Annotated in this window: 23 protein-coding genes; 8 read left to right on the top strand and 15 right to left on the bottom strand. The window is 42.2% G+C overall.

Going from position 1 to position 22,511, the window contains the following annotated elements; all coding sequences use genetic code 11:
- Positions 1 to 95 precede the first annotated feature (95 nt).
- From V7S75_RS08895 to V7S75_RS08885, 3 genes are read left to right on the top strand one after another with little or no spacing between them, the layout of a single operon-like run.
- On the top strand, positions 96 to 1,106 hold the full coding sequence (locus tag V7S75_RS08895) for a proline iminopeptidase-family hydrolase (RefSeq protein ID WP_459513198.1): 1,011 nt from the start codon (positions 96 to 98) through the stop codon (positions 1,104 to 1,106).
- Positions 1,096 to 1,746 carry a 3-keto-disaccharide hydrolase gene (locus V7S75_RS08890; RefSeq protein ID WP_459513196.1) on the top strand — a complete coding sequence of 217 codons (651 nt, stop codon included), beginning with the start codon at positions 1,096 to 1,098 and terminating at the stop codon, positions 1,744 to 1,746. Before V7S75_RS08895 ends, V7S75_RS08890 begins: the two co-directional genes overlap by 11 nt.
- The gene (locus tag V7S75_RS08885) at positions 1,743 to 3,233 is read left to right on the top strand and encodes a Gfo/Idh/MocA family protein (RefSeq protein ID WP_459513194.1); all 1,491 of its coding nucleotides are present in this window, start codon (positions 1,743 to 1,745) and stop codon (positions 3,231 to 3,233) included. Before V7S75_RS08890 ends, V7S75_RS08885 begins: the two co-directional genes overlap by 4 nt.
- Here the strand turns inward: V7S75_RS08885 and V7S75_RS08880 are convergent.
- Positions 3,230 to 4,402: an MFS transporter gene (locus V7S75_RS08880; RefSeq protein ID WP_459513192.1), complete on the bottom strand. Its 1,173-nt coding sequence runs from the start codon at positions 4,400 to 4,402 to the stop codon at positions 3,230 to 3,232. The genes V7S75_RS08885 and V7S75_RS08880 overlap by 4 nt on opposite strands.
- Before the next feature lie 281 nt (positions 4,403 to 4,683).
- Between V7S75_RS08880 and V7S75_RS08875 the strand changes: the two genes are divergently transcribed.
- Complete coding sequence (locus V7S75_RS08875) at positions 4,684 to 7,014, top strand: TonB-dependent siderophore receptor (RefSeq protein WP_459513190.1); 2,331 nt, start codon at positions 4,684 to 4,686, stop codon at positions 7,012 to 7,014.
- 56 nt (positions 7,015 to 7,070) lie between these two features.
- Here the strand turns inward: V7S75_RS08875 and V7S75_RS08870 are convergent, their stop codons facing one another.
- From V7S75_RS08870 to V7S75_RS08855, 4 genes are all read right to left on the bottom strand, one after another.
- Positions 7,071 to 8,390, bottom strand: a complete 1,320-nt coding sequence (locus V7S75_RS08870; protein ID WP_459513188.1) for a serine hydrolase domain-containing protein — start codon at positions 8,388 to 8,390, stop codon at positions 7,071 to 7,073.
- A gap of 130 nt (positions 8,391 to 8,520) precedes the next feature.
- Positions 8,521 to 9,021, bottom strand: a complete 501-nt coding sequence (locus V7S75_RS08865; RefSeq protein ID WP_459513187.1) for a hypothetical protein — start codon at positions 9,019 to 9,021, stop codon at positions 8,521 to 8,523.
- Between the two features lie 122 nt (positions 9,022 to 9,143).
- Complete coding sequence (locus V7S75_RS08860) at positions 9,144 to 9,866, bottom strand: hypothetical protein (RefSeq protein WP_459513186.1); 723 nt, start codon at positions 9,864 to 9,866, stop codon at positions 9,144 to 9,146.
- A 57-nt stretch (positions 9,867 to 9,923) separates the two neighbouring features.
- Positions 9,924 to 10,835 carry a nuclear transport factor 2-like protein gene (locus V7S75_RS08855; RefSeq protein ID WP_459513184.1) on the bottom strand — a complete coding sequence of 304 codons (912 nt, stop codon included), beginning with the start codon at positions 10,833 to 10,835 and terminating at the stop codon, positions 9,924 to 9,926.
- Between the two features lie 174 nt (positions 10,836 to 11,009).
- Between V7S75_RS08855 and V7S75_RS08850 the strand changes: the two genes are divergently transcribed.
- A complete protein-coding gene (locus V7S75_RS08850; protein ID WP_459513182.1) occupies positions 11,010 to 11,495 on the top strand; it encodes an ester cyclase in 486 nt (161 codons plus the stop codon).
- A 35-nt stretch (positions 11,496 to 11,530) separates the two neighbouring features.
- On the opposite strand, the gene V7S75_RS08845 is transcribed toward V7S75_RS08850, so the two are convergent.
- Positions 11,531 to 12,727 carry a helix-turn-helix domain-containing protein gene (locus V7S75_RS08845; protein ID WP_459513180.1) on the bottom strand — a complete coding sequence of 399 codons (1,197 nt, stop codon included), beginning with the start codon at positions 12,725 to 12,727 and terminating at the stop codon, positions 11,531 to 11,533.
- Between the two features lie 566 nt (positions 12,728 to 13,293).
- On the bottom strand, positions 13,294 to 13,608 hold the full coding sequence (locus V7S75_RS08840; protein WP_459513178.1) for a hypothetical protein: 315 nt from the start codon (positions 13,606 to 13,608) through the stop codon (positions 13,294 to 13,296).
- A gap of 207 nt (positions 13,609 to 13,815) precedes the next feature.
- Between V7S75_RS08840 and V7S75_RS08835 the strand changes: the two genes are divergently transcribed.
- Positions 13,816 to 14,988 carry an FtsW/RodA/SpoVE family cell cycle protein gene (locus V7S75_RS08835; protein ID WP_459513177.1) on the top strand — a complete coding sequence of 391 codons (1,173 nt, stop codon included), beginning with the start codon at positions 13,816 to 13,818 and terminating at the stop codon, positions 14,986 to 14,988.
- Positions 14,989 to 14,992: 4 nt separating this feature from the next.
- On the opposite strand, the gene V7S75_RS08830 is transcribed toward V7S75_RS08835, so the two are convergent.
- Positions 14,993 to 15,229, bottom strand: a complete 237-nt coding sequence (locus V7S75_RS08830; RefSeq protein WP_459513176.1) for a hypothetical protein — start codon at positions 15,227 to 15,229, stop codon at positions 14,993 to 14,995.
- Here V7S75_RS08830 and V7S75_RS08825 point away from each other — a divergent pair.
- Positions 15,219 to 16,328, top strand: a complete 1,110-nt coding sequence (locus V7S75_RS08825; protein WP_459513174.1) for a L,D-transpeptidase family protein — start codon at positions 15,219 to 15,221, stop codon at positions 16,326 to 16,328. The two genes, V7S75_RS08830 and V7S75_RS08825, sit on opposite strands and share 11 nt — an antisense overlap.
- Here V7S75_RS08825 and V7S75_RS08820 read toward each other — a convergent pair.
- The 5 genes from V7S75_RS08820 to V7S75_RS08800 form a co-directional block, all read right to left on the bottom strand.
- Positions 16,325 to 17,725: a Gfo/Idh/MocA family protein gene (locus tag V7S75_RS08820; protein WP_459513172.1), complete on the bottom strand. Its 1,401-nt coding sequence runs from the start codon at positions 17,723 to 17,725 to the stop codon at positions 16,325 to 16,327. The two genes, V7S75_RS08825 and V7S75_RS08820, sit on opposite strands and share 4 nt — an antisense overlap.
- A 55-nt stretch (positions 17,726 to 17,780) precedes the next feature.
- The gene (locus V7S75_RS08815) at positions 17,781 to 18,317 is read right to left on the bottom strand and encodes an acyl-CoA thioesterase (protein WP_459513171.1); all 537 of its coding nucleotides are present in this window, start codon (positions 18,315 to 18,317) and stop codon (positions 17,781 to 17,783) included.
- A 1-nt stretch (position 18,318) separates the two neighbouring features.
- Positions 18,319 to 19,350: a sodium:calcium antiporter gene (locus V7S75_RS08810; protein ID WP_459513169.1), complete on the bottom strand. Its 1,032-nt coding sequence runs from the start codon at positions 19,348 to 19,350 to the stop codon at positions 18,319 to 18,321.
- 18 nt (positions 19,351 to 19,368) lie between these two features.
- The gene (locus V7S75_RS08805) at positions 19,369 to 20,685 is read right to left on the bottom strand and encodes a hypothetical protein (RefSeq protein ID WP_459513167.1); all 1,317 of its coding nucleotides are present in this window, start codon (positions 20,683 to 20,685) and stop codon (positions 19,369 to 19,371) included.
- A 74-nt stretch (positions 20,686 to 20,759) separates the two neighbouring features.
- Complete coding sequence (locus tag V7S75_RS08800) at positions 20,760 to 21,050, bottom strand: hypothetical protein (RefSeq protein ID WP_459513165.1); 291 nt, start codon at positions 21,048 to 21,050, stop codon at positions 20,760 to 20,762.
- A gap of 125 nt (positions 21,051 to 21,175) precedes the next feature.
- Here V7S75_RS08800 and V7S75_RS08795 point away from each other — a divergent pair, with 125 nt between their 5' ends.
- Positions 21,176 to 21,553: a Dabb family protein gene (locus V7S75_RS08795; RefSeq protein WP_459513164.1), complete on the top strand. Its 378-nt coding sequence runs from the start codon at positions 21,176 to 21,178 to the stop codon at positions 21,551 to 21,553.
- Between the two features lie 161 nt (positions 21,554 to 21,714).
- Here V7S75_RS08795 and V7S75_RS08790 read toward each other — a convergent pair whose 3' ends face one another.
- Positions 21,715 to 22,044, bottom strand: a complete 330-nt coding sequence (locus V7S75_RS08790) for a cupin domain-containing protein (RefSeq protein WP_459513162.1) — start codon at positions 22,042 to 22,044, stop codon at positions 21,715 to 21,717.
- 1 nt (position 22,045) lies between these two features.
- Positions 22,046 to 22,450 (bottom strand): Rieske 2Fe-2S domain-containing protein, encoded by a 405-nt coding sequence (locus tag V7S75_RS08785; RefSeq protein ID WP_459513161.1) that lies wholly within the window; start codon positions 22,448 to 22,450, stop codon positions 22,046 to 22,048.
- Positions 22,451 to 22,511 lie beyond the last annotated feature (61 nt).

The following is a 22,511-nucleotide window of genomic DNA, read 5'->3' as shown; positions in this document are numbered from 1 at the left end:
TGAAAAAACTACCTTTGGCAAACCTGAGGAGGATTGCCAAAGGTTAAGAGGGAGGTACCTGATTTTTGTATATTTCTAAAATAAAACCTATCACGATGAAAATAATATTCCTTCTATTCGCTAGTCTTTGGCTATTACAATCTTGTGGAATAAAAGAAACGAGCGTTTCCTCGTACTTCAATTATGGAGATAGCCTCGAATCCGCAGGTGTCCGCATGATTCCCATTCAAACGCCAAAAGGCACATTCAAGGTTTGGACAAAACGATTTGGCAATAATCCCAAAATCAAAATTTTATTGCTCCATGGCGGTCCTGCCATGACGCATGAATACATGGAATGCTTCGAGACTTTTTTCCAGCGGGAGGGTTTCGAGTTTTATGAATATGACCAGTTGGGATCCTATTATAGCGATCAGCCGACAGATACGACTTTATGGACCAATGAGCGTTTCGTGGAAGAAGTCGAACAAGTTCGCAAGGCGATCGGGGCGGATGCTTCCAATTTTTATATTCTAGGGAACTCGTGGGGCGGCATTTTAGGGATGGAATATGCGCTGAAATACCAGAAAAATCTGAAAGGTTTGTTGATTTCCAACATGGTTGCTAGCGCGCCCGAATATGGAAAATATGCAGATGAGGTGTTGGCCAAACAAATGGATCCCAAAATTCTAACAGAAATCCGAGCGATAGAAGCGAAAAAAGACTTCGCCAATCCCCGCTACATGGAATTGCTGATTCCGAATTTTTACCATGAACACATTTGCCGCTTGCAGGAATGGCCAGATGCGCTGAATCGCTCCTTGAAGCATGCAAATGGTGTCATCTACACGCATATGCAAGGTCCCAGTGAATTTGGGATAGGAGGTTCTTTGGCAAAATGGGACATCAAAAACCGCTTGAAAGAAATCTCCGTTCCCACTTTGATGATTGGAGGAAAATATGACACGATGGACCCCAAAGCCATGGAGGAACAAAGTAAAATGGTTCAAAAAGGCTCCTATTTATATTGTCCAAACGGAAGTCACCTTTCCATGTGGGATGACCAAAAGGTCTACATGAAAGGGGTTATCGATTTCATCCATCAAGTAGACCAACATGAAAAATAAAATATGCTTATTCATCGTGCTTTTGCTAAGCTTTAGCTTGCATGCACAAAACTGGAAACCACTTTTCAACGGCAAAGATTTGACCGGTTGGAAACACGTAGGAGGTGGCTCTCGTTTCGTTGAAAATGGATTACTCGCTAGCAAAGGCGGTATGGGACTCTTGTATTGGACTGGTGGAAAATTAGGTAATTGCCAAATCAAAGTCGTTTACAAAATGCAGAAATTCAATAGCAATGCCGGCATTTTTGTGAAGGTACCTGTCGAACCTAAAGAAGAATGGATGCCCGTGTTTTATGGCTATGAAGTGCAAATTGACAATCATCCAGAAACCTCCGGCGAAGATGAATATCACATCAGCGGTACGCTTTATGCTTTTACAAAACCCAAAAGCAAACCCGGAAAACCGGGTCCTGAATGGAATACGATGTTGATCACCTTAGACGGTCCGCGGACGATTGTATACCTAAACGATGAACTCGTGACGGATTACCGGGAAGGAGAACCTGTGCCGGCAAGGAAATTTGATTTTGAACCTTACCCAGGGCGCCGACCGGATTTCGGGTATTTTGGCTTGCAGAATCATGGCGATGAAGATGTCGTGTATTTTAAAGAAGTATCCGTTAGACCCCTGAAAAAATGAAGCGTTCCGAATTTATCAAGAAAAGCACCTTAGCTTCGGCGGGATTTTTTATTGTGCCCCGACATGTCTTAGGGGGTAAAGGTTTTGTCGCACCCAGTGATAAATTGGTCATCGCGGCGATTGGTTGTGGAGGCGAGGGGGATAATGATATCCAACATTTGGCTAAAACACCCAATAACAATTCGACCATTGGTTTTCTATGCGATGTGGATCAGCGTCAAGCAGCTCCGAAACGTAAGCAATTTCCGAAGGCCAAATTTTACGAAGATTGGCGGGAATTGTTTGACAAGGAAAGCCAGCATTTTGATGCGGTGACCGTTGCCATTCCGGATCATAATCATGCTTTAGTGGGTCTTCGCGCGATGCAAATGAAAAAGCATTTGTATTTGCAGAAGCCTTTGACCCATGACATTCATGAGGCTCGAATCATTACGCAGGCGGCTTCGAAATACAAAGTCGTTACCCAAATGGGAGACCAAGGTGCTTCTTGTGAGGGCATGCAAACGATGCGCGAATGGATCGAAGCGGATTTGATTGGAGAGATATCCAAAGTCTATTGCTGGACAGATCGTCCCGTTTGGCCACAAGGCATTGCCTGGCCGAAAACCCCGAGTCGAATTCCGAAAGAACTGAACTGGGATTTATGGTTGGGAACCGCCCAACAAACCAATTACATCGAGAACCTCGTGCCCTTCAATTGGCGCGGTTGGTGGGAATTTGGTACGGGAGCACTTGGAGACATGGGTTGCCACATCATGGGGCCGCCGTTTAAATTGCTGAATTTGGGCTATCCGAATGAGGTGTCGGGAAGCGCATCTACGACCTACAGCGGCGTATTTAAGGAATCAGCCTATCCGGAAAGTGGCCCTATTTCGAGTTCCTTGAAATATAGGTTTACGATGAACAATGGCAAGGATTTGGATTTGTATTGGATGGATGGGGGGATTACACCGGAGCGTTTACAGGCCTTAGCACCTGATGTCAATATGAATGATGCCTTGGGTGATTATCCTGGGGAAAACGATTTTGAGGGCTCTACTTTATTTGTGGGGACCAAAGGGGTGATAGCCTGTGGTTGGGGTGGTTCGCATCCGCGCCTGTTTTCGAAGGAATTGCAGGAGGCAGCCCAACATATCCCGCAAAAATATGCCCGCGTGAAAGGTGGGATGGATGGTCATTGGTGGCAGTGGATTGATGCGAGTATTGCAGGCTATGGCAACATGGAGGTGAGTTCTCCTTTTGAGGGCTATGGCGGACCGTTGACCGAAACCGTGTTATTAGGTAATTTATTGTTGAGGAGTTTTAATATTCGAGAGAAGGTTAAAAAGATGGATCCCGTTTACGGAGCCATGGAAGGTTATGCCTATAGCGGAAGGTACAAGGCACTGAATTGGGATGGTGCAAATATGCGTGTGACCAATTACGAACCAGCGAATCAGTTTTTACGTAGAACTTATCGAAAAGGCTGGGGGGATTTGGTGCTTTAATCGAAGATACGCTTATTGGATACCAAAGGTTTGGCCCAAAAACCAATACTGAAAATATAGCCCATGCTCAGAAACAGGATACTCATGCCTGTTTTTAGGCCAAAAATATCGCCAATTCCACCGACGATGAAGGGGAAAATGGCGCCGCCAACGATGCCGGTAACGATGATGCCGGCGAAGGATCCATGGTGTTCGGTGACAGAATTTAAGGCCAACGAAAAAATGATGGGGTACATGACGGATGCGAAAAAGCCAATGAGCGGGAAGGCGATTAAGGCCGCATCTGCGTTTCCGTATAAGCCAAAAGCCAAGGCAATCATCGCTAAAAATGTAAAGGTTATCAGGATAATTCGGCTATCCAATAATTTCAATAAGACGATCCCTAAGACTCCTCCGGCCGTCATCAGTCCCCAATAATAAGCGATGGTGTTCGCGCCATCTGTTTGTGGATTGAGGCCATGGTAGGTTTGTAAAAATTGCGATATCCATGTCGCAATCCCTTGTTCGGTTCCTACATAACAGAGCATGGCGATGAAATATAAAATGACTTGTTTGTTATTGAATAGTTCCAGATGAATGGCGATAGCGCCAGGTTTTTCCTCTTCCGATAATTTCACTTGGGGAAAATGGGTGCTCTGGGTTATGAGCATCATGATGACTGAGATTCCAATAAAAAGGATGTATAGACTTAGCCAAGGTAAATGTATATCAATGAAAAATTGATAGACCAAAGGGCTTAAAAACGACGCAAAACCAAAGATCAATTGGGCCCAAACTGAGTAATTCGCATAATTTTCCTCACCTCCAGCGGTTCTTAGTAGAGGATTAATGACCACTTGCAACATGGCCATGCCGCTACCAATCAGGAATAAGGATAAGAGGGCTGTTAAGTAATGTGGCGATAAAACAATAAGTAGTGACCCTAGGGTTGCTAGAACAAAAGCCATCATCATCACTTTTTTCTCATGGAATGTTTCAAGCAAAATTCCCGCCGGAATGGATGTAAAACCATAGGCAATAAAAAACGCGAAGGGTAGGAGAGAAACTAAGGTAAGACTCAAGTGAAAGGTCCGAATCAAGTCGGGGATAATAGGCCCAATGATGTTCGAAATGAATGAAATGACGAAGAAGGTCAATAAGATGACTGAGACGAGTTTTGTGTTTTTCATATCCTTACCTTTGGCAATCCTCCAACCAGGTTTGCCAAAGGTACAGGGGTAATTTGATTTTTGATGGGTGCCAACTGATAATTATTATCAAGAATCTGATTGTTTGATTTCTAAGTCTAATTTTTTGATTCCGCAAAGCTACCTTTGGCAATCCTCCAACCAGGTTTGCCAAAGGTAAGAGCATAGGCTTATTTAAAATAATTCTAAATAAGCTTGCATTTGTAATTTGTCGCATGTAGTTTTGGTCATTATTTATAATTAGTCTAAACAAATATAAGTATATGATCCGCCTAATAATTCTTTTAATTTGTTCGTTTACAGTTGTTTATGGTCAGCAGGCTTCTTTGGAAGGTGTTGTACGGGATGCGAAACAGCAAGTTGTGCCCGGTGTTTCTATTCGGCTCATCGAGTTGAAACGCGGAAAGCCATCGGATGTTGATGGGAAATTCAATTTTCAAGGCTTGAAGCCGGGTATGTACACCTTGCAAGCTTCATTTGTAGGTTATAAAACCTTGCAAGAAAAAGTAAATCTGGTCGCAGATAAAACGCTTCATTTGGATTTGGAATTGGTTGAGGCAAGCAATGATTTGAAAGAAATTGTTGTTGTAGGCTATATGAGTCAAAACGAGAAGCCGATTACCATCGGGAAATTGCCTATTAAACCCATGGATTTGCCGCAGAGTGTGGTGACGCTCGATAAAAGTTTGTTGGAGGCGCAGCAGGTTAACCGCATGAGTGACGTTTTGATGAACACAAATGGCGTTTATATTTTCGGTGCTACGGGTGGCTACCAAGAGGAAATTGCGGCGCGTGGCTTTTCGATGGCAAGTTCAAATACGTTTAAGAATGGAATGCGCTATGCGAACGGAATGATTTCGGAACTGAGTGGGGTGGAGAAAGTGGAGATTCTGAAAGGTAGTGCTGCGATTCTGTATGGAAATGTGGCCGCTGGGGGAGTGCTGAATTTGGTTACCAAGAAGCCCAAATTCAATTTCGGGGGAGAAATAAGTCTTCGTACGGGTTCATGGGGTATGTACAAGCCTTCTGTTGACGTATATGGAGGCCTTTCCAAAAACATCGCCGTCCGCTTAAATGCGAGTGCCGAGCAGGCCAAAAGTTTCCGTGTAGGGGTTTCCTCAGAACGCGTATATGTGAATCCGTCGATCTTGTTCAAGCTTGGTAAAAAGACCGAATTGATTTTAGAAGGAGATTATTTGGCCGACCAAAGAACGCCTGATTTCGGTGCTGGAATCATTAATTATCAAATTGTTGATATTCCCCGGGAACGATTTTTAGGCGTATATTGGTCGAATATTAAATCTTCTCAAAGTTCTGTTACGACTACTTTGACACAACAAATCAATGAAAATTGGACACTAAAATGGATGAATGGCTGGCGCCAAAATGCCAGTAATCTTTTCTCCAACACGCGTCCGAATGCTGGTACCTTAATCTCTGCAAACGGCCAATGGATTCGAAATTTACAGAAATCTGAGGTAGAGGAAAGCTATGGAATAACCCAATTGGATTTAATTGGCTCTTTGAATTTGGCCGGGATGAAACATCAAGTATTAGTAGGGCTAGATTCGGATTTTTATAACACGGATACCTATGCTTATAATCAGTTTAATCGCTACGATACGGTCAACGTATATATTAATGCGTTGAAGTCAGCACGTAGTGACCAACCGGCTATGATACCTTTTACGAAAACCATGGCCCCGATTCGCCGCTTGGGTATATATGCACAGGATTTGATACATCTCAATGAGCAGTGGAAGGTTTTGGCGGGAATTCGGTATTCATACCAACAAACTTTGAGTGATGTTTATGCCTATGCGACTGGCCAAACTGCATCGACGTCTAATTTTGATGGGGCATTTTCACCTCGTTTGGGAATCGTATATAAACCTTCGTTGGATCATGCTTTGTTTGCCAGTTATTCGAATTCTTTTGCTTTGAATACGGGAGTTGACATCAATAACCAGGCCTTACCTCCCTCGTTGATCGATCAATACGAAATGGGGGTTAAGAATGACATTTGGGATGGTTTATTTTCGGTAAATGTTACTGCGTATCGGATTTTGAATAATAATTTGGCCCAAAATTCTTTGGTCAATGCCACGACCTATTCCTATGTCAAAGAAATGGCGGGTTCTGTGCAAAGTGAGGGGATTGAATTGGATGTGATGTCAAAACCCATGGCAGGTTTTACGATATCAGGTGGATATAGTTTCAATGAAACGAAATATGTCAAAAGTAATACCTATATCGAAGGAAGCTTATTAAAATACAACCCGCGGCATACTGCAAATTTAAGCGTTCAATATCGACATCAAGGCTTTCAATTAGGATTGACGTCGGTGTATATCGGCGAACGGTTTGCGGGGCGGTCGACGCGTGTGCTGGTGGCGAATGATGCCTACCGACTCATTGCGCTTCCAGCTTATGTGCAAGCAGATTTAACAGCGGGCTATACGTTCAAGAAAATGTCCTTGCGGGCTCGCGTGGCGAATTTGGGAGATGTGTTGAGCTACAATGTTCACGATGATAATTCCGTGAATCCCATTGCCCCTCGGAATTATAGTTTGACCCTGACCTATGGGTGGTAATACCCCATCTTACCTTTGGCAAACCTGGTTTGAGGATTGCCAAAGGTAAGTGCGGGTTATTTTACGATACTTCCCCAAGCTAAATGGCGGAATTTTTCATTGAATCGCGTGGGTTCAGGTGCAATTTGTAGGAAAACCATTCCAATCATGTCTTCTTTCCGATCTACCCAATATTGTGTACCAAAATATCCTTTCCAGAAATAAGTTCCTGCAGAGATCGTCTCGAATTTGGCCTGTTCCTCAGGATAAACATAAACGGTTACACCAGCTTTGAACTGTGATCTGCCCGTAACGCCTTTGGCAACTCCATCATTCGTCGACACATCGAATAAAGGTTTCTCAATCATCTCAACCGTTTTCTTGCTCAAAATGCGTGCGCCATCTAATTCTCCGTAGTTCAGGATCATTTGGAAGAAACGAGCATAATCGTCCACATTGCTAACAATGTCCGTTCCACCCATGGCCAAGGGGGTATTCGTGTTCTTGTAGTAGTCCATCGACATGTCTGCCGAGAATCCTAAAAGCCGCTTTCCTACTTCATCTGTATAGACCGACTTTTTCCCCGACCTATCTTGAGTATATACCTGAGTCATGTTTTTCCACTCGTTTGGCGTAACACCTACAAACGTTCTTGTCATTTTTAAGGGCGTAAAGATTTCTTGACGAAGGAAGTCGGCAAAGGTGCGGCCATCTAGTACCTCAATTACTCGACCTAATACTTCGAGATTCATTCCATAGGTCCAGCTCTCACCGGGTTCGTGAACAAGCGGCAATTTTGCGGTGCTGCGAATGATTTCTGCGAGTGTTAGTTTTGTATCGCCCTTAGGAAACGCGATTGTAACGCCAGCATTTAAATAACCTTCTCGGCCCAGACTTGAGAAGGGTGGGTAGGCAATGCCCGAAGTATGTGTAAACACGTGCTTCATCAAGATTTTGTTTTTCGCTGGACGTGTGATGAATTGGTGTTTCAAGGTATCGTATCCGACCAAAATTTGCATGTTGGCAAATTCTGGCAAAATCGTTTCCAAAGGCGTATCCATTGTGAATAGTCCTCTTTCGAATATTTTAAGTCCTGCAACGCCGGTAATAATTTTGGTCATACTCGCCATCCGGAAAAGGTGGTCGGTGCGCATCGCTTCACCCGTTTCGAGGTTCGCTTTACCAAAAGCTTTTTTGTAAGCAATTTTCCCATGTCGGACGATCATACCGATCGACCCAGGAATGTGTTGGTTTTCTGATTCTTTTGCCAAAAAGGCATCTACGCGTGCTAGTCCTTCTTTCGATAAACCGAGTTGTACGGGGTCGCCTCCAGGTAGATTTTGAGCAAGGCTGCCAAAGGAAATAAGGGCAACGAAAAGGAGTAAAGTGTGTTTCATCGGATGGAGTAATTTGTGTTAATCAAGATACTGATAATATAACAAAAGGAGGACTCGTTATCCTCCTTTCCCCGTACCTTTGGCAAACCTTGGAGGATTGCCAAAGGTAAAGGAGGGGGTAAAAATAGAATTATTGCATGATTTCGTTAATCTTCTTCGTATCATAACGCAACCACTCAACCACCTGCTTGCCATCTTTAATGCCATCAACCGAGTGAATAATTACTCTGACCGATTTGTCTCCACGCGTCAAGGTAAACCAAGCATATGCGTAAACAAAATGATTCGCGCCGAAATATCCTGGTTCGTTATAAATCGTTTCCGTGATATTCGGGATGGAATCCAACTTCATCGTAATTCCTTTCGCTTTGAAAGCGGTGAACAAGGAAACGTTTTGGTCTAAAGTAATTGTATCTGCGTTGTCATAAAAGACCGCATCTTCCGAATAGGTAGCACGATAAGTTGCTGAATCCCCATCGCTTAAGGCTTGCATCGATTTCTTGGCTAAATCGATGTTGGCCGACTTGTCTATTACATAACCTACAGCACCTTCTGGTAACTTACTTTCTTGTTTCGAACAAGACATCATTCCGCCTGCGATGACGCAAGCAATGGCTAATATTTTTTTCATGATCCGTTGGGTTAAAAAAAAGGCCGACTTGTGCCGGCCTGGAAAATTTAGAACTAGTTAAATGTACCCACAGCGTATTGCAATAATACGGATTGGTTGATGCTACGTAAATCCCCTACTTTTTAAGTGAATTGCTCGGGACTTAAGTTCATGTATTTCTTTGCACCATTGATGTAGATGCTGCTTGAATCGAAATCCAGTTTAGAAAGATCCTTGAAGAATGTAACGGTTGTGAATTGGCCAGAACCTTCATAAGAGATAGGTGCCAAATGTTGCCAAAACGACCATTCTTGGATATTACCAGCCTTGATGCGGTCTAATTGGATAGCCTTTACTTGTTTTTCGAAATCCAAATAAGCAAAATAGTTTTGCTGCGTTACTTGCATCGTTTCCATCAAGATAATCGAGTTCAAATCATTCGAAGGACCTGTAGCCTCTAATACCTTTGTCAATTTGTTTCGAACAATCGATTGAACCTTTAACGTTTCATCCATTAAGGAATAAAAACTTGGATCTTCTTTCATCAAGGCTGTTCTCATAGCTTCTGGGTATTGCGTAAGCTTGTTTAGGTCCTCAGATGCATTTAGGGATACATAATCATAATCCACAGATTCAGATTTGTATTCATTCATAATTGGATAAACAGCCCAGGCGCCAATGAGTCCTGCTGCCTTACGTTTCAAATGAATAACTTTCCATTTCTTTTCGAGCGCCATCGCTTCTTCAATCGTGTGGCCCGGCTTTAATTTGTGGAAAGCGATATTGATGTAAATCGGTTTGTTTTGTGCGAATGTGCTTGCTGTGATTGCAAAAATTGCAAGGAATAATAAGGTAAGTTTTTTCATGGTTTTTTGGGTTTAAAAATATTGTCCGTGAGCGATATGCCCACGGACTTAATCAATTTAATTTTTTGTTTTTTCTCTAGAGAATTGCTTAACTGAATCTATTTTTCCAGCCAAATTGAAACCGAAAAGTTCTACTAGATTTTTATCCCAAATTTTACCATCTTTCATGACGCGTTTTTCATTTGAGAATACGATAATTCCGGAAGCCGGATCGGTGTCTTTTACTTTGAACGGAAGGATAAATCCAGGTTTCCAATCCAAAGATTGAAATTCAGCGAACAAGGCTGGAAGCATATTTTTGGTGAATGTGAATTTGTTTCCGTCGAAATCCTCAAATTGAACTTCATCTGCCAAAATAGCCTCAACCGCTTTCACATCCATCGCATTATAGGCTTTTGCAAAATTTTCAATTGTTTCAATTTCACCTCGGTTGCTGAATTGAAGAGTGCGACCTGCTGGATCAGCCCCAGGCTTGTAAGAGATTAATTTTCCGCCATAGGTCTTTCCATATTCATTGCTCGCTGGAATGGAATGGTATTGGGTAAATCCGGCGATTTTCCCCGACTTATCCACTTGGAACAATTCGAATAAATTCAAATTTTGCTTTGAGCCATTTTTGAATATGCGCTCCTCGGTAGATTGCAATAGGACAACTTCTGTTTTTTGACCCTCAGCATATAAGGGAAGAATTGCCATAGGCTTGTTTACGACGGATTGATATTCCGCATGTCCTTTTTGATTCGCTTCTGCGTATTTCTTGATCATTTCATCAGACCACAAGGCAGTCTCAGCAGCAGAGTTGTTTGCATTGTAAGCTTTGACAGCTTCCAAAACAACATTGCTACTTTTTTCTGAACCAAATTTGAATGATTTACCTTGACTGTCGCCAACAAATATTTTGCCAGCTGTTTGCGCTTTTACGAAGAATGCAGAGGCTACTAATGCCCCTAATAGAACTAGTTTTTTCATGTGTTTTTTGATTATTAATTAATGAAAGCAAGAACGAAAGTTTGATTCCCTTATCGAATAATATCAATGGGCAATTTGTACCCTTTTGCATTTTTGGGAACAGATTAATTATGCCAAGTCAGGCGTTTCGGATGTGCGTTTTATACTTTTGGGTACAAACCAAACATATCAAATATGAAAAAATTAATTATGATCGTGTTTGCGGCAGGAACCTTATTTTCTTGCTCGACACAAAGTGAAAAAAATGAAAAAGTAGCTGCAGAGAATGTTGCCAATTATGGTCACGTATGGGACGTTGTCATCAATGAAGGACGTAGTAACATTTTAGATACGGCCTATGCGGAAAATGTAGTGTTGCATACCGTTCCTGAAATTAAAGGAAAGGCTGCTGCTAAAGCTTATTACGAAAACTATATCACGGGATTTTCTGATCGTGAATTTATCGTGAAAGAATCTTTCGCAGCAGGAAATAAATTGGTTAAATACTGGCAGTTCAAAGGAAAACACACAGGTAATTTCTTTGGGATTCCTGCCACAGGAAAATCGGTGGATGTAATCGGATGTACGATTGCAACGATTATTGAAGGTAAAATTACGGAGGAACAAGACTTTTTTGATAACCTTGAGTTTTTCAAACAGTTAGGGTTGAAAGCTCCGTAATTTTAGATGAAGTAGGTAGTACAAAAAGCCCCTTGCTAGTTAGCAGCGGGCTTTTTTGATTTGATGAAAGCAGAAGGGGTAACGCCTTGTCGGCTTTTGAATGCATCAATGAATTTAGATCTCGACTGGAAACCCGCTTCCGCGGATAGCGCCTCGATCGTATAGACTGCTGCGTGACCATCTTCAATCAATTTCACCACATATTCGATTCGTTGGTCATTTTTCCATTCGCCAAAAGTCTTCTGTAGATCATTGTTGAAATAGGCAGAAAGGTTTCGCTCAGGTATCTTCAGATCAAAAGACATTTGCGATAAGGTGAAATCCTTTTTGATGAAGGGTGCAGATTTTAAATAATCGACCAATTGTAGCTCGAATTCTGGGATGTTCTCCAGGGGTTTAACTTGTTTGGCAAAACTGGATTTGATTTTCTGGAAAGTGGAGGCCTCGTCCAAATCCAAGGAATAGGAAATATTCCCGTAAAGGATATTTGGAAAGAGGAATAGGAAGAAATTTTGGATAAAAAATCCACCGCCACAAATGCGGAAGAAGTGTTCTTCACTAAAAATTTGCAAAGAAGAGATTCCTAGAAAATATACAGGTTTGAAATACAAAGTAATCATGTGGCCTAAACTCGTGGAAGCGATGATGACTTGTAAAATGATTAAGGTGAAAAACCAACGTTGGATGATGGGATGGTTAGACGGGATTATGCCATATTTTTTTAGCAATATCTGTTTGTTCCAAAAGAAATAGCCGATTGAGATGAAGGCATACAAAATCACATGAATCGATCGTCCATAGAGTAATTGCTCAAAGGTTACCCAGTTGAAATTGAGTCTATAGTCCTCCGTGAAATTCACAATTTGATGCGCCATCTGTGTTTTGATTGCCAAAGGCTGCAAGGTGAAGGGGAGGGTGGCGAGGCCAACAAATATAGCCGGGATCAGGTGTAAAGAATCCTGCCAGGTAAATGCTTTGTTTTCGGAAACGGTGTGCTTGACGTAATAGAATAGGGTAGGGCCTAATAGGAAAGAGAGCGGTAGGAAATGCACAAAACAGATACCTTCCCAAAACTCCATCTTGCTGTAATGCAAACCGAAATAGACCATCACCACGAGGTTGCAGCACAGGAAAAAGAGTGCTAAAAAGATGTTCGACCTGTTTAATGAACTGAGGTAATACAACAGGATGAACGAGGTAAAGATGCCAAAAACGGGCGCAAGTATTTCCAAATGAACTAGTTAATTAACGAAAGATAATCAAAACGAATTAAATTCTCCACCCCTTACCTTTGGCAAACCTGGGAGGATTGCCAAAGGTAGTGGGAATAGAATTATTTTTAATTGACAAAACTGATAATTTCGCATAATTACATCTTCGCGCTTAAGCAGCATTTTAATTCGAATGCCGTTCGATGACTTATGTTGGGGATCATAAAGTGTCCCCCTGTCTTCAATTGAATATGCAGCTCCGTAAAAAGATTTTTCTTTACTAAAGTGACGGAATCTATTTCCTTGTATAAAATCCGGTGCGTACACTGGCTGAATTGAAAGAGCGATAACGTGTCGATTTCAATTTGGCTTGCCCCTACATATATTTTGTGTTTGGTGCATCCCAAAAGGGTGCTAAACCATGGACTTTGAAACGTGTGTTGCATGGGAAAATCGATTTGCTCAAATATAGGTCAAAACCGTTTAATCAGCAAAATCCAAATGTGTTCAAATACTTTATAGCCAATGACTTAGGTTTTTTTGCCAACGATTTGAGTTCGAAGTGCAACGTATTACAGCGTGTAGACTTAAGTTATGGTTGCATAACATGTACTGTTCTCGAAACCTATCCAATCCACCTCCCACAAAGCTCCTTTCAAAGAGCTGATCACCACGAAATCTTTTGTTTCTTGATCTTTGTATTCCAAACCTTTTGCTACAATGATGTCCGTGAAATGTTCCAAGTCATTCCAATTCATACAGCCGAATCGGACTAAGTCCTCATCTTCGCGTAATGACCGATTCGGTAGGTCCTTGCGAAATTGTTCAATACCGCCCTGGTATTTTTCCTCCAAGGTGCTTTTGCGTATCACCAAATTGATAAATTCTAGTTCTATTGCCATGCCGCAAAACTACGCAGGTTTTGTGTAGGAAATATCGGTTTGGTGTTTTTCGAATTGTCAATTTTGAATGCGTTTAATCCGTTTATTTTCAGCACGTTGGCAATCATTTTATTTCGTAATGTGCGTAAAAATTGTCACAGTATTTTTTGGGAAAATTCGTATTCGTAAAATGAATTTGCAGCTTTGCATCTCGCAAAAGTAGAATCCATGAACACTATTTCGGAACGCATCAAAAAACATTTTGACGGGGATGTACACATCCTTTTAATTGTTATTCTTCTCAGTATCGTTGGCGTTATTATTCAATTCTCCGCCAAAGGGCGATTAACGATGGGCGGTCCTTTTGTTCCGCTCCAACATCTCGTCAAGTCACTCGTTATCTTGGTGGGGGGATTTTATGCGATGGGGGTATTTTCGCGAAAGGATTATTTGAAATCAACGAAATATGTGGATTTAGCCCTCTACGGATCGTGGTTCCTCATCGGACTCGCGTATCTATACGGAAAGGAAGCGGGCGGCGCAAGTCGGTGGTTGCAATTAGGCCCCTTGAGTTTTATGCCTTCTGATATGGCCAAATTGTGTTTGACGATTTCTTTGTCGAAGATGTTTGCTGCCCGACAAGCCGATCCGGAGGCCTATGATCCCGCCGTATTATTCGTTATTTGTTTTAAACTAGGGGTGACCTGTTTTCTGATTTTTTTGTCCAATTTTTCCACGAGTGTGATTGTCTTCGTGACCTCGATCGTCTTAATGATTTTCGGTCGGGTGCCCTACAAGGCCATTGCCATTGTACTAGGAATTTTCATATCCACGGGTATAGGATTGATTGTGGGTGGTGTAGGCCAAAGGGCTGAAACGATTAAACATCGAATTGAAGTGTATGTGAAACGTATGTTTGGGCATCCTTCCAAAGAGGAAATTGAGCTGGATGATCAAGGAACGAATTATCAATTGAAACAAAGCCTTTATGCCATTGCTACAGGTGGTTTGCAGCCCAAAGGTCCGGGAAATAGCCAATTTCGCTTTCATTTATCGCAGGCGGAATCTGATTTTGTATATGCCATCATCGTGGAAGAATGGGGGATTGTTGCTGGATTTTTATTGCCTGTAATGTTTATGTGGTTGTTTTGGCGTGGCGCTCTGGCAATTTCGTATAGCTCCAAACCGCTCGGCGGACTGATGTCGGCCGGCTTAACTTTCTCCATTGTCAGCCAAGCATTTTTAAATATGTTCGTGGCTGTAGGGGCGATTCCGGTGACAGGTCAGCCGATTCCCTTGGTCTCAGCAGGAGGGACCTCGTTGATCTTTACGATGATTAGTATCGGTTATATTCTTTCGGTTACGCGTGATAAAGCTAAAACGCAACTAGCGCGCGCTTAGCTTCCTAGCTCAGCTTTGGCAAACCTTGGAGGATTGCCAAAGCTAAGGGTTTTAAGGGGCAATATTTGTAGGCCAACTGATATTCGATTTCAGTTAATTGATATTCTGTTTCTGGCTCCCAAAAATCTCCCTCAAAACCACTACCTTTGGCAAACCTCGGAGGATTGCCAAAGGTAAGGGTGACTAGCCAAGGTAAAGCAAACAACCCAAGGTAAAGGAGCTCGAACACATTGAAATACATCGTCTTTTTATTTTTACTAGTAAGCGCTTCCCTGCATGCGCAAAGCCCCCTCGATTCCTTGATGCAACAAGCCGAATCGCTCGGTCTCCGTTCTAAAGATTATCAATACACATCTCAAGATACCAGTTCGGCGAAAAAGGCAGTCCAACAGTTCATGCTCGATCTCAAGTTTGGGAATCAAGCACCTTACCTCCGATTTCAAGGCTTTGATTTTAATCTACCGCGCGATGCCTATCGTAACCGCTATGGCGAACTTTGGAATACACCTAAAATTAAAGAGTTAGCGAATCGTCTAATTAGTGAAGAAAATGAAGTCAGTCAAATCCTTCAAGTATTAAGAGATTCTATACAATACAACCCAGAGAAAAAACAATTATTGGCAAAGGCAGCCAATGAATACCGTTGGCTCATCGCGGCGAGAGCCAATCGTTCTTTGGTTTTGGTCAATATTCCCTCGACCCAACTCAAAGCCTTCGAATCTCATAAACAGGTTATGCAAATGCGTGTTGTCCTCGGTAAACCCACAAGACCCAGCAAAACGCTTTCCAGTAAATTGAAAAACATGATTATCACGCCCTATTGGAGCGTACCGCGTAGCATTTGCATCGAAGAACTTGTGCCAGAAATTAAGAAGAATATCCGCTATTTCTATGCAAGTCATTTGGAGATTTTCGACCAACAAAATCGAAAAGTAGAACCTGAAAAGGTGCCTTGGGGGCGTTTGAGTGCTAACTATTTCCCGTACTCCATGCGTCAGCGCACTGGCAAATGGAATACCCTCGGGATTTTGAAAATTCAATTTGATAATCCTTTTAAGATGTACCTCCATGATACATCTGAAAAGAAATTATTTAGTAAGGAAAAACGATTTTACAGCCATAGCTGCATCCGACTAGATAAGCCATTAACCTTCGGTTCTTGGTTATTGAAACCAAATTCAACAGCCATCGATACACTCGATGCCCAAGCAGCCTATTCCGATAAAACGCCTAAATACCTGACGATTAAGCGCAATGTCCCTTTGGTTATTTGGTACAGCCAAGTGGATTTTGACGAAAACGGTCATTTGACGTTTTACCCGAATATCTACAAGCGTTAAATCTTGTAGTATTGCTCCCAACCTTTACGTGGTGCTGGTCCTACCAATAATTGGTTCGCTAATTTGTTATTCGTGATCATTTTCGTGTCACGATCAAATACCAGGCGCGTATTTAATTTTTGAGCTAATACACCCAAAGAGAATACTTGACTCAAAGGTCCCGCAATCGCAAATGGTGAGCGCGTTTTCTCCTGACCCATACAAGCCTTTAAGAAATTCGCATAGTGATTCGATGGACTCTTAGGTACATCCGGCAATTTTAGATCTTTTCCAGCATCTCCTAAAATCGATAAAGTTGAGCCATGCGATCCTCCTTTGAAGGTCAAATCTTTGCTATAAATGATCTTTCCAGGATTCAATTTCGCCGGTTGAATTTTGCCATTGCTCGCTGCTGGAATGTTCGGATCTAATTCTGTTGTACCATAGTTGGCCGGCACCGGAGGAATATTATTCAAGCCATCATACCACGTAATATCCATTGCTGGCATGTTCTTGCGAGAAGGAAATTTAAATTGAATTGTCGACGACATTGGATAAAAGAAATCATTGTGTCCATCCGCACGCAACATGTTAATCTCCGTCGGTAATCCTAATTCCAAAAACTCATGTGCCGTATCCATAATATGTGCACCCCAGTCGCCCAATGCACCTAAGCCATAGTCAAACCAGCAACGCCATTGTCCATTGACAAAGTCTTTTTGGTAATCATGATTTGGCGAAACGACGCCTTGCCAAATATCCCAATCCAAGGTACTTGGAACAGCTTCTGCAGGTGGGAAGTTCTTTATTTTAGGATCCCATCCATGCCATCTGCGAGGGGAGTTCATGTGCGCCGTCATCGCAGTCACATCCTTGATGATACCGGCTTCTTTCCAAGCTTTGAATTGGAAATAATTCGCCTCCGAGTGACCTTGATTTCCCATTTGGGTAACCAAATTCGGATGCTTACGAGCCGCGGCCATCATCAATTCAACTTCCTGGAACGTACGCGCCATCGGTTTCTCCACAAATACGTGTTTGCCCATTCCCAAAGCCATCATCGTGATAGGAAAGTGCGAATGATCCGGAACGCCAATCGAGACAGCTTCGAATTGATTTCCCATCTTGTCGAACATTTGTCGGAAATCCTGAAAACGAGGAACATCTGGGAATTTTTCCAAAACCTTCAAGGTCTGTGGAGCGCCCATGTCCACGTCGCATAGTGCGACGATGTTACAAAGTCCTGTGCTATACAAAGACATGACATCCAATCCCCCTTGGTTTCCAATTCCGATACAGGCTAAATTGACTTTATCACCCGAATTTTTGGAGATAAACGCGGGAAATGCCGCCGCGGAAGTTAATAATGCCGCATTCTTTAGAAAGGTTCTGCGGGAGGATTCATGTGCTTGATTCATAGCTTTTTATAGGTTTGTACCCACTAAAGACAGCATGAATCAAAATTTACTTAAATTATATTTCAATCGTACAACGCTCTTCCGCGCATTGTACTCTCATTTCAGATAATTCCAAATCTGACTTTAATATCTCCCGTTTTTCTTGGGATAATTTTCGAATGATTTTTCCCTCACAGAAACGTCTTACTTGGGTCTCTGTTGTCAATTTAAGTCCTGGAACCTCGGTTAAATTTCCATGCTCATCTTTGGCTGCCATCGTAAAATAACAGGAATTCGTGTGGCGCACGATGCCATCCCGCGGGTTAAAAGATTCCACGCGCATACCTACGATCATGGTCGTCCGACCGACATAATTAACGGAGGCTTTGATCTCGACCAAATCACCCACTTCCACCGGACTTTTGAACTCAACGCCTTCTACGGAAACCGTTACACAATACTGATGGCTATGTTTGGAGGCGCAAATGTAGGCTACTTTGTCTAATAAGGATAGAATAATTCCTCCGTGCACCTTCCCGCCAAAATTGGCATACGATGGAATCATCAATTCGGTATAAGTGGTCTCCGACTCGTGTACTTCTTTGTATTGCATCTTACATGATTAAAATTAAACCTGCTATCCCGAGCAAATAAACCCATAAAACAATAAATGAATCGATCCCCATTCGGAGGATTTGCCGATGGGAAGGAATCAGCATGCCTGTCATGTAAATGCCGGTCAAAATGATTCCCAAGGTCGTTAAATATAAATCCGTCGGTTTTAAACTTGGCAAAATGGCATCACCGCCGATCATCGAAGCAAATAAAAACAGAATAGGTAAAAAGGCATTTCCACCAAAAATATCACTCACGGCCATGTTGTAGTCGCGGATTTTGGCAGAAGCGATTCCCGTGGAAATTTCAGGTAATGCGGTGCAAAGTGCCAAAATGGTTCCACCAAAAATGACGCCATTGATTTGAAATCGGGATGCAACAATTTCGCCTGAGGCTTCTAATAACCAACCCGAAAATAGAATAAGTAATGCGCCTGTGCCTAATTCAATGAATGCTTTGGTGCTACTTCCTTTGAAGCGTTTCGTTGGATGACGGGAATGGTGCAATTCCTCGGTTAGTCTTTCGCGGGCTGCATCAGCTTTGCCTATCCGAGAAATGAAATAAATGGAGCCTAGCCAAATCCCAAAAATGATCCATTCAATGGGGCTGCTACGAAAATATTTAAAGCTTTCTGGGAATTGCTTCCCCATCAAGACAAATGTCAAAATGAAAATTAACGCAAGTCCTTCCAGAATCAGTACCCGTGCATGACCTTTCCATGTTAATGGGGCGGCGTGACCCACCCCAAAAACATCGATTAAGACAAGAACAACCGTTTGGATGGCTATTCCGCCTAAAATATTACTGACTGCGATATCGTAATTACGGTGGGCCGCGGCCATCAACGTAATCGCAATTTCAGGCAGGTTGGTGATAATCGACAAAAAAACCATGCCGCCAAAAGCCTCCCCGAGATCAAATCGGAATGTGACATAATCTACCACTTTGGTAATTCGAATTCCCAGCCACCAAATTATTGCTGTGGAAAGCAGGAATAAGGCCACCAAAAGGGGAGTTGATAGAGCTTGCATGCTCAAAGCTATCAATTTTTAGATAAATAATTGAAATTGAAGCGTTAATGTATTTAATCGATTACCGGCTTTTATCACATCGCCTTGCACCTGGTAACTCGGTCTGTTTTGGAAGTCCAAACTCAATTTGGATTTGTTTCCTTGGATGTAATAATTCAGTCCTAGGTTATACGTGTTCGTCGATAAACCTTGCATGCGGTCATATTGAGCCAATGTCGCCGTTGCATAAGGCATCCAGCGCTTAGACGGCAAAAGGTAGCCCACTTGACTGTAAATGACATGACCCGTTCCAAACATCGGATACGAATTTCCGTAGGTAGTTCCTTGACCTGTTATCGAATTTGCAGAATTCAATGTACTTCCATTCGCTGGGTTCATAACCCCATTATAACGCAAATAATTTGTACCGTAATTCGTATTGAAATAACCTACATACGCATTGATGGCTCCTTTATTCGCTAAAGGCATATCTACAAAACTTTCCACAGCCCAGTGCATCATTGCATGGTAAGTCGTATCGCCAGTAGCTGATTTGTTCCAAAGCGCATTAGCCTGGTAAATAGCTCCCGCAGCAATATTTACAATTTTTTTAGTCCCCAAATACGATCCCGTCATATACGGTGTCGTGTGGTTTTCATGATCAAAAAACTGATAAATTAAGTAGGCTTGCTGTTGGATCGCATGCCCCTTCGTACTAAAATTCGCCACAGAACTCAAGGCTGGTGGCGTTTGACCGTTTGAACTAATCGGGAATGGATCACTCAAAATGTAACGATAATCCCATTTGCCTATTTGCCCACGCGCATAGATGCTCAGTTTACGTGAAAATTGATCAATCTGATCCACGGTTGTTTGCGCAAAAACAGGAACGTCCATACTCGTAATAGTTCCAATGCTCGGTTGGGAAAAGCGCGATAAACCCGAAATGATGCTTAATCCACCACCTACTTTCAATTGGTTTTTGCTCGAAATCCGATATTCACCCAAGGCATCATGGAAGAATGGGGCAATTTTCCGATTCCCCGTACTGTTGTATTGGGCATTGAAATTATTTTGGCCAAACTGAAAATACAAGAAAGTACGATCCGTTAGTTGACCAAATAATTGCATACGCGTTCTGCGTAAACCGATGTCAAAGGTGCTCGATGCCGGATCGCCTTCCACGGTTGTACCAGGATTACTTTCGTTTGCACGAACCCAAACTTGGTTCAATAGGGTGGCTTGGAAATAATGACTTCCCGACTCGTTTAATTTGAATTTTAGCGCTTCGTTATCTTGCGCAAAGGATTGCTGTAAGCATAAAAAGCTCACAAGCAATAAACATAAATTTTTCATATATGGGTGATTAGGAGGCTGCCTATGAGGAAGCCTGATGAATTAATATGTGCTAATGATTGAAGTCCGGAATTCTACAGGCGAAGATTTCGGAATCGAATAAATCTTGGGATCGAAACAGATGCTTCAAGCTGCTCATAGTTTGCTAGGATAGCAAGATTTGCGCTTTCCATTTTGGAGAATTCCCAAATAGGCGTTAGCGCTGGGACAAGAACATCGACCTCATCCTCTTCGTCAGCTGTTTGTGCTTGAAGGGTATATTTAGCTTTGGTATTTGTTTCTGAAAATGCGAATATCCGATTGGCCGCTACAAAGAGGGCCAAACATAGACAAATTCGAAAAAGCCAAAGCTGCTTCATTTTCATGTTACAAATATGGTTTAAAACGTCGCAAGTTAAATGGGTATTGTCCTGAATGTTGCATCAAAATCTTGAAATTCTGTTTTAAGTCCATATAAAAATCTTGATATTTACATACAAACTTATTCAACATGAACAGAAGAAAATTTTTAGCAGCGACTCCTTTGATTGCTGCCTCCGTAGGAAATACTCCATCAAAAAAACCTTTATTACACCATGTGTTTTTCTGGTTAAATAATCCGAATTCCGAAGCAGATAAAAAACAATTAATCGCCGGTTTGAAAACCTTGAAAGGTATTCCGACCATCAATGAAATTCATATTGGTACCTTAGCCTCCACGGAAAAAAGGGATGTCGTAGACACGTCTTGGGACGTTTCCGAGTTGATGTTTTTCGATAACGAAGCCGGCCAAAAAGTCTATCAAGATCATCCGATTCATCTGGAATTTGTGAAAAACAATTCGCATTTATGGAAGAAAGTGGTCGTTTACGATTCGATTGACGTTTAATTGGGGTAAACGCTGCCGGGGTCTTCAGACCCCGGCAGCGTTAGTCAACGGCCAACTATATGAAATCGTATATCAATTTCTTGATAAATCGCGAAAAGCGATGTTTAAGTCAATGAAAATAAAGGTAAAATCAGTTTTTTGGCGGACACCCTGCCGACCTATTACACGAAATCTTCCCGCATAGGCGTAAAAACATCGATTAATTCCCCTTTTTCGATACACACTGCGCCATGTACTTCACCACTAGGGACAAAATAGACGTCACCTGCCGACAATCGCTGGGTTTTCCCATCTATCGTTATATCAAATACTCCTTTGGAGACATAGGACGCCTGCGTATGTGGGTGGAGGTGTAAGCTTCCTACAGACCCAACTTCAAATTGCACTTTGACGATCATCATTTGATCATCAAATGCCATTACTTTACGACGAATGCCCGCACCTAAATCCGTCCATTCGATTGTTTGGTCTGCAATTAATGTCTTTGTCATATTACGAATAAACACGTAAGCTAGTTCCTGTTAATGTCGTTTTATAGACAGTTAATGATTTACTCGTTACCGATAAAGCACTTCCAGAGGTAGTAAATGTAGCGCCATGTTGCCCACAATAGAAATTCGTTCCATTAAAAGTTAGAGCCAATAAATTCTCATGCGGACAAACTTGACTGACAGCAACATAATTGCTGGATGACACACGCGCAACGACCACTTGGTTGTTCACAACATATTTTCCCACGGCAAGACTTGAAACATCTAAGGAAAAATCAACATTGCTAGCGGGCGTAACGCCAGCATCAGCTTGGCAAGCACTTGCACCGCAATAAACGGCTAAAAGTGCGGCACCTTTCAGTCCCAAGGACTTTAAAAATTCATTGCGTTTAATTCGCTCTTCCATATTTATCGGTTTAAGTATGCTAATTTACGGATTAGATTGGAACTATATCAAAGAATTGATA

This window comes from Aquirufa sp. TARAVU-A1A, from assembly GCF_054558675.1.
This window is presented reverse-complemented; position numbering and strand designations above follow the sequence as displayed.

What these genes read in the sequence shown, in the direction of transcription:
- V7S75_RS08895 (WP_459513198.1), top strand. Translation starts at nt 96, where the DNA reads ATGAAAATAATATTCCTTCTATTCGCTAGTCTTTGGCTATTACAATCT.
- V7S75_RS08890 (WP_459513196.1), top strand. Translation starts at nt 1,096, where the DNA reads ATGAAAAATAAAATATGCTTATTCATCGTGCTTTTGCTAAGCTTTAGC.
- V7S75_RS08885 (WP_459513194.1), top strand. Translation starts at nt 1,743, where the DNA reads ATGAAGCGTTCCGAATTTATCAAGAAAAGCACCTTAGCTTCGGCGGGA.
- V7S75_RS08880 (WP_459513192.1), bottom strand. Translation starts at nt 4,402, where the DNA reads ATGAAAAACACAAAACTCGTCTCAGTCATCTTATTGACCTTCTTCGTC.
- V7S75_RS08875 (WP_459513190.1), top strand. Translation starts at nt 4,684, where the DNA reads ATGATCCGCCTAATAATTCTTTTAATTTGTTCGTTTACAGTTGTTTAT.
- V7S75_RS08870 (WP_459513188.1), bottom strand. Translation starts at nt 8,390, where the DNA reads ATGAAACACACTTTACTCCTTTTCGTTGCCCTTATTTCCTTTGGCAGC.
- V7S75_RS08865 (WP_459513187.1), bottom strand. Translation starts at nt 9,021, where the DNA reads ATGAAAAAAATATTAGCCATTGCTTGCGTCATCGCAGGCGGAATGATG.
- V7S75_RS08860 (WP_459513186.1), bottom strand. Translation starts at nt 9,866, where the DNA reads ATGAAAAAACTTACCTTATTATTCCTTGCAATTTTTGCAATCACAGCA.
- V7S75_RS08855 (WP_459513184.1), bottom strand. Translation starts at nt 10,835, where the DNA reads ATGAAAAAACTAGTTCTATTAGGGGCATTAGTAGCCTCTGCATTCTTC.
- V7S75_RS08850 (WP_459513182.1), top strand. Translation starts at nt 11,010, where the DNA reads ATGAAAAAATTAATTATGATCGTGTTTGCGGCAGGAACCTTATTTTCT.
- V7S75_RS08840 (WP_459513178.1), bottom strand. Translation starts at nt 13,608, where the DNA reads ATGGCAATAGAACTAGAATTTATCAATTTGGTGATACGCAAAAGCACC.
- V7S75_RS08835 (WP_459513177.1), top strand. Translation starts at nt 13,816, where the DNA reads ATGAACACTATTTCGGAACGCATCAAAAAACATTTTGACGGGGATGTA.
- V7S75_RS08830 (WP_459513176.1), bottom strand. Translation starts at nt 15,229, where the DNA reads ATGTATTTCAATGTGTTCGAGCTCCTTTACCTTGGGTTGTTTGCTTTA.
- V7S75_RS08820 (WP_459513172.1), bottom strand. Translation starts at nt 17,725, where the DNA reads ATGAATCAAGCACATGAATCCTCCCGCAGAACCTTTCTAAAGAATGCG.
- V7S75_RS08815 (WP_459513171.1), bottom strand. Translation starts at nt 18,317, where the DNA reads ATGCAATACAAAGAAGTACACGAGTCGGAGACCACTTATACCGAATTG.
- V7S75_RS08810 (WP_459513169.1), bottom strand. Translation starts at nt 19,350, where the DNA reads ATGCAAGCTCTATCAACTCCCCTTTTGGTGGCCTTATTCCTGCTTTCC.
- V7S75_RS08805 (WP_459513167.1), bottom strand. Translation starts at nt 20,685, where the DNA reads ATGAAAAATTTATGTTTATTGCTTGTGAGCTTTTTATGCTTACAGCAA.
- V7S75_RS08800 (WP_459513165.1), bottom strand. Translation starts at nt 21,050, where the DNA reads ATGAAAATGAAGCAGCTTTGGCTTTTTCGAATTTGTCTATGTTTGGCC.
- V7S75_RS08795 (WP_459513164.1), top strand. Translation starts at nt 21,176, where the DNA reads ATGAACAGAAGAAAATTTTTAGCAGCGACTCCTTTGATTGCTGCCTCC.
- V7S75_RS08790 (WP_459513162.1), bottom strand. Translation starts at nt 22,044, where the DNA reads ATGACAAAGACATTAATTGCAGACCAAACAATCGAATGGACGGATTTA.
- V7S75_RS08785 (WP_459513161.1), bottom strand. Translation starts at nt 22,450, where the DNA reads ATGGAAGAGCGAATTAAACGCAATGAATTTTTAAAGTCCTTGGGACTG.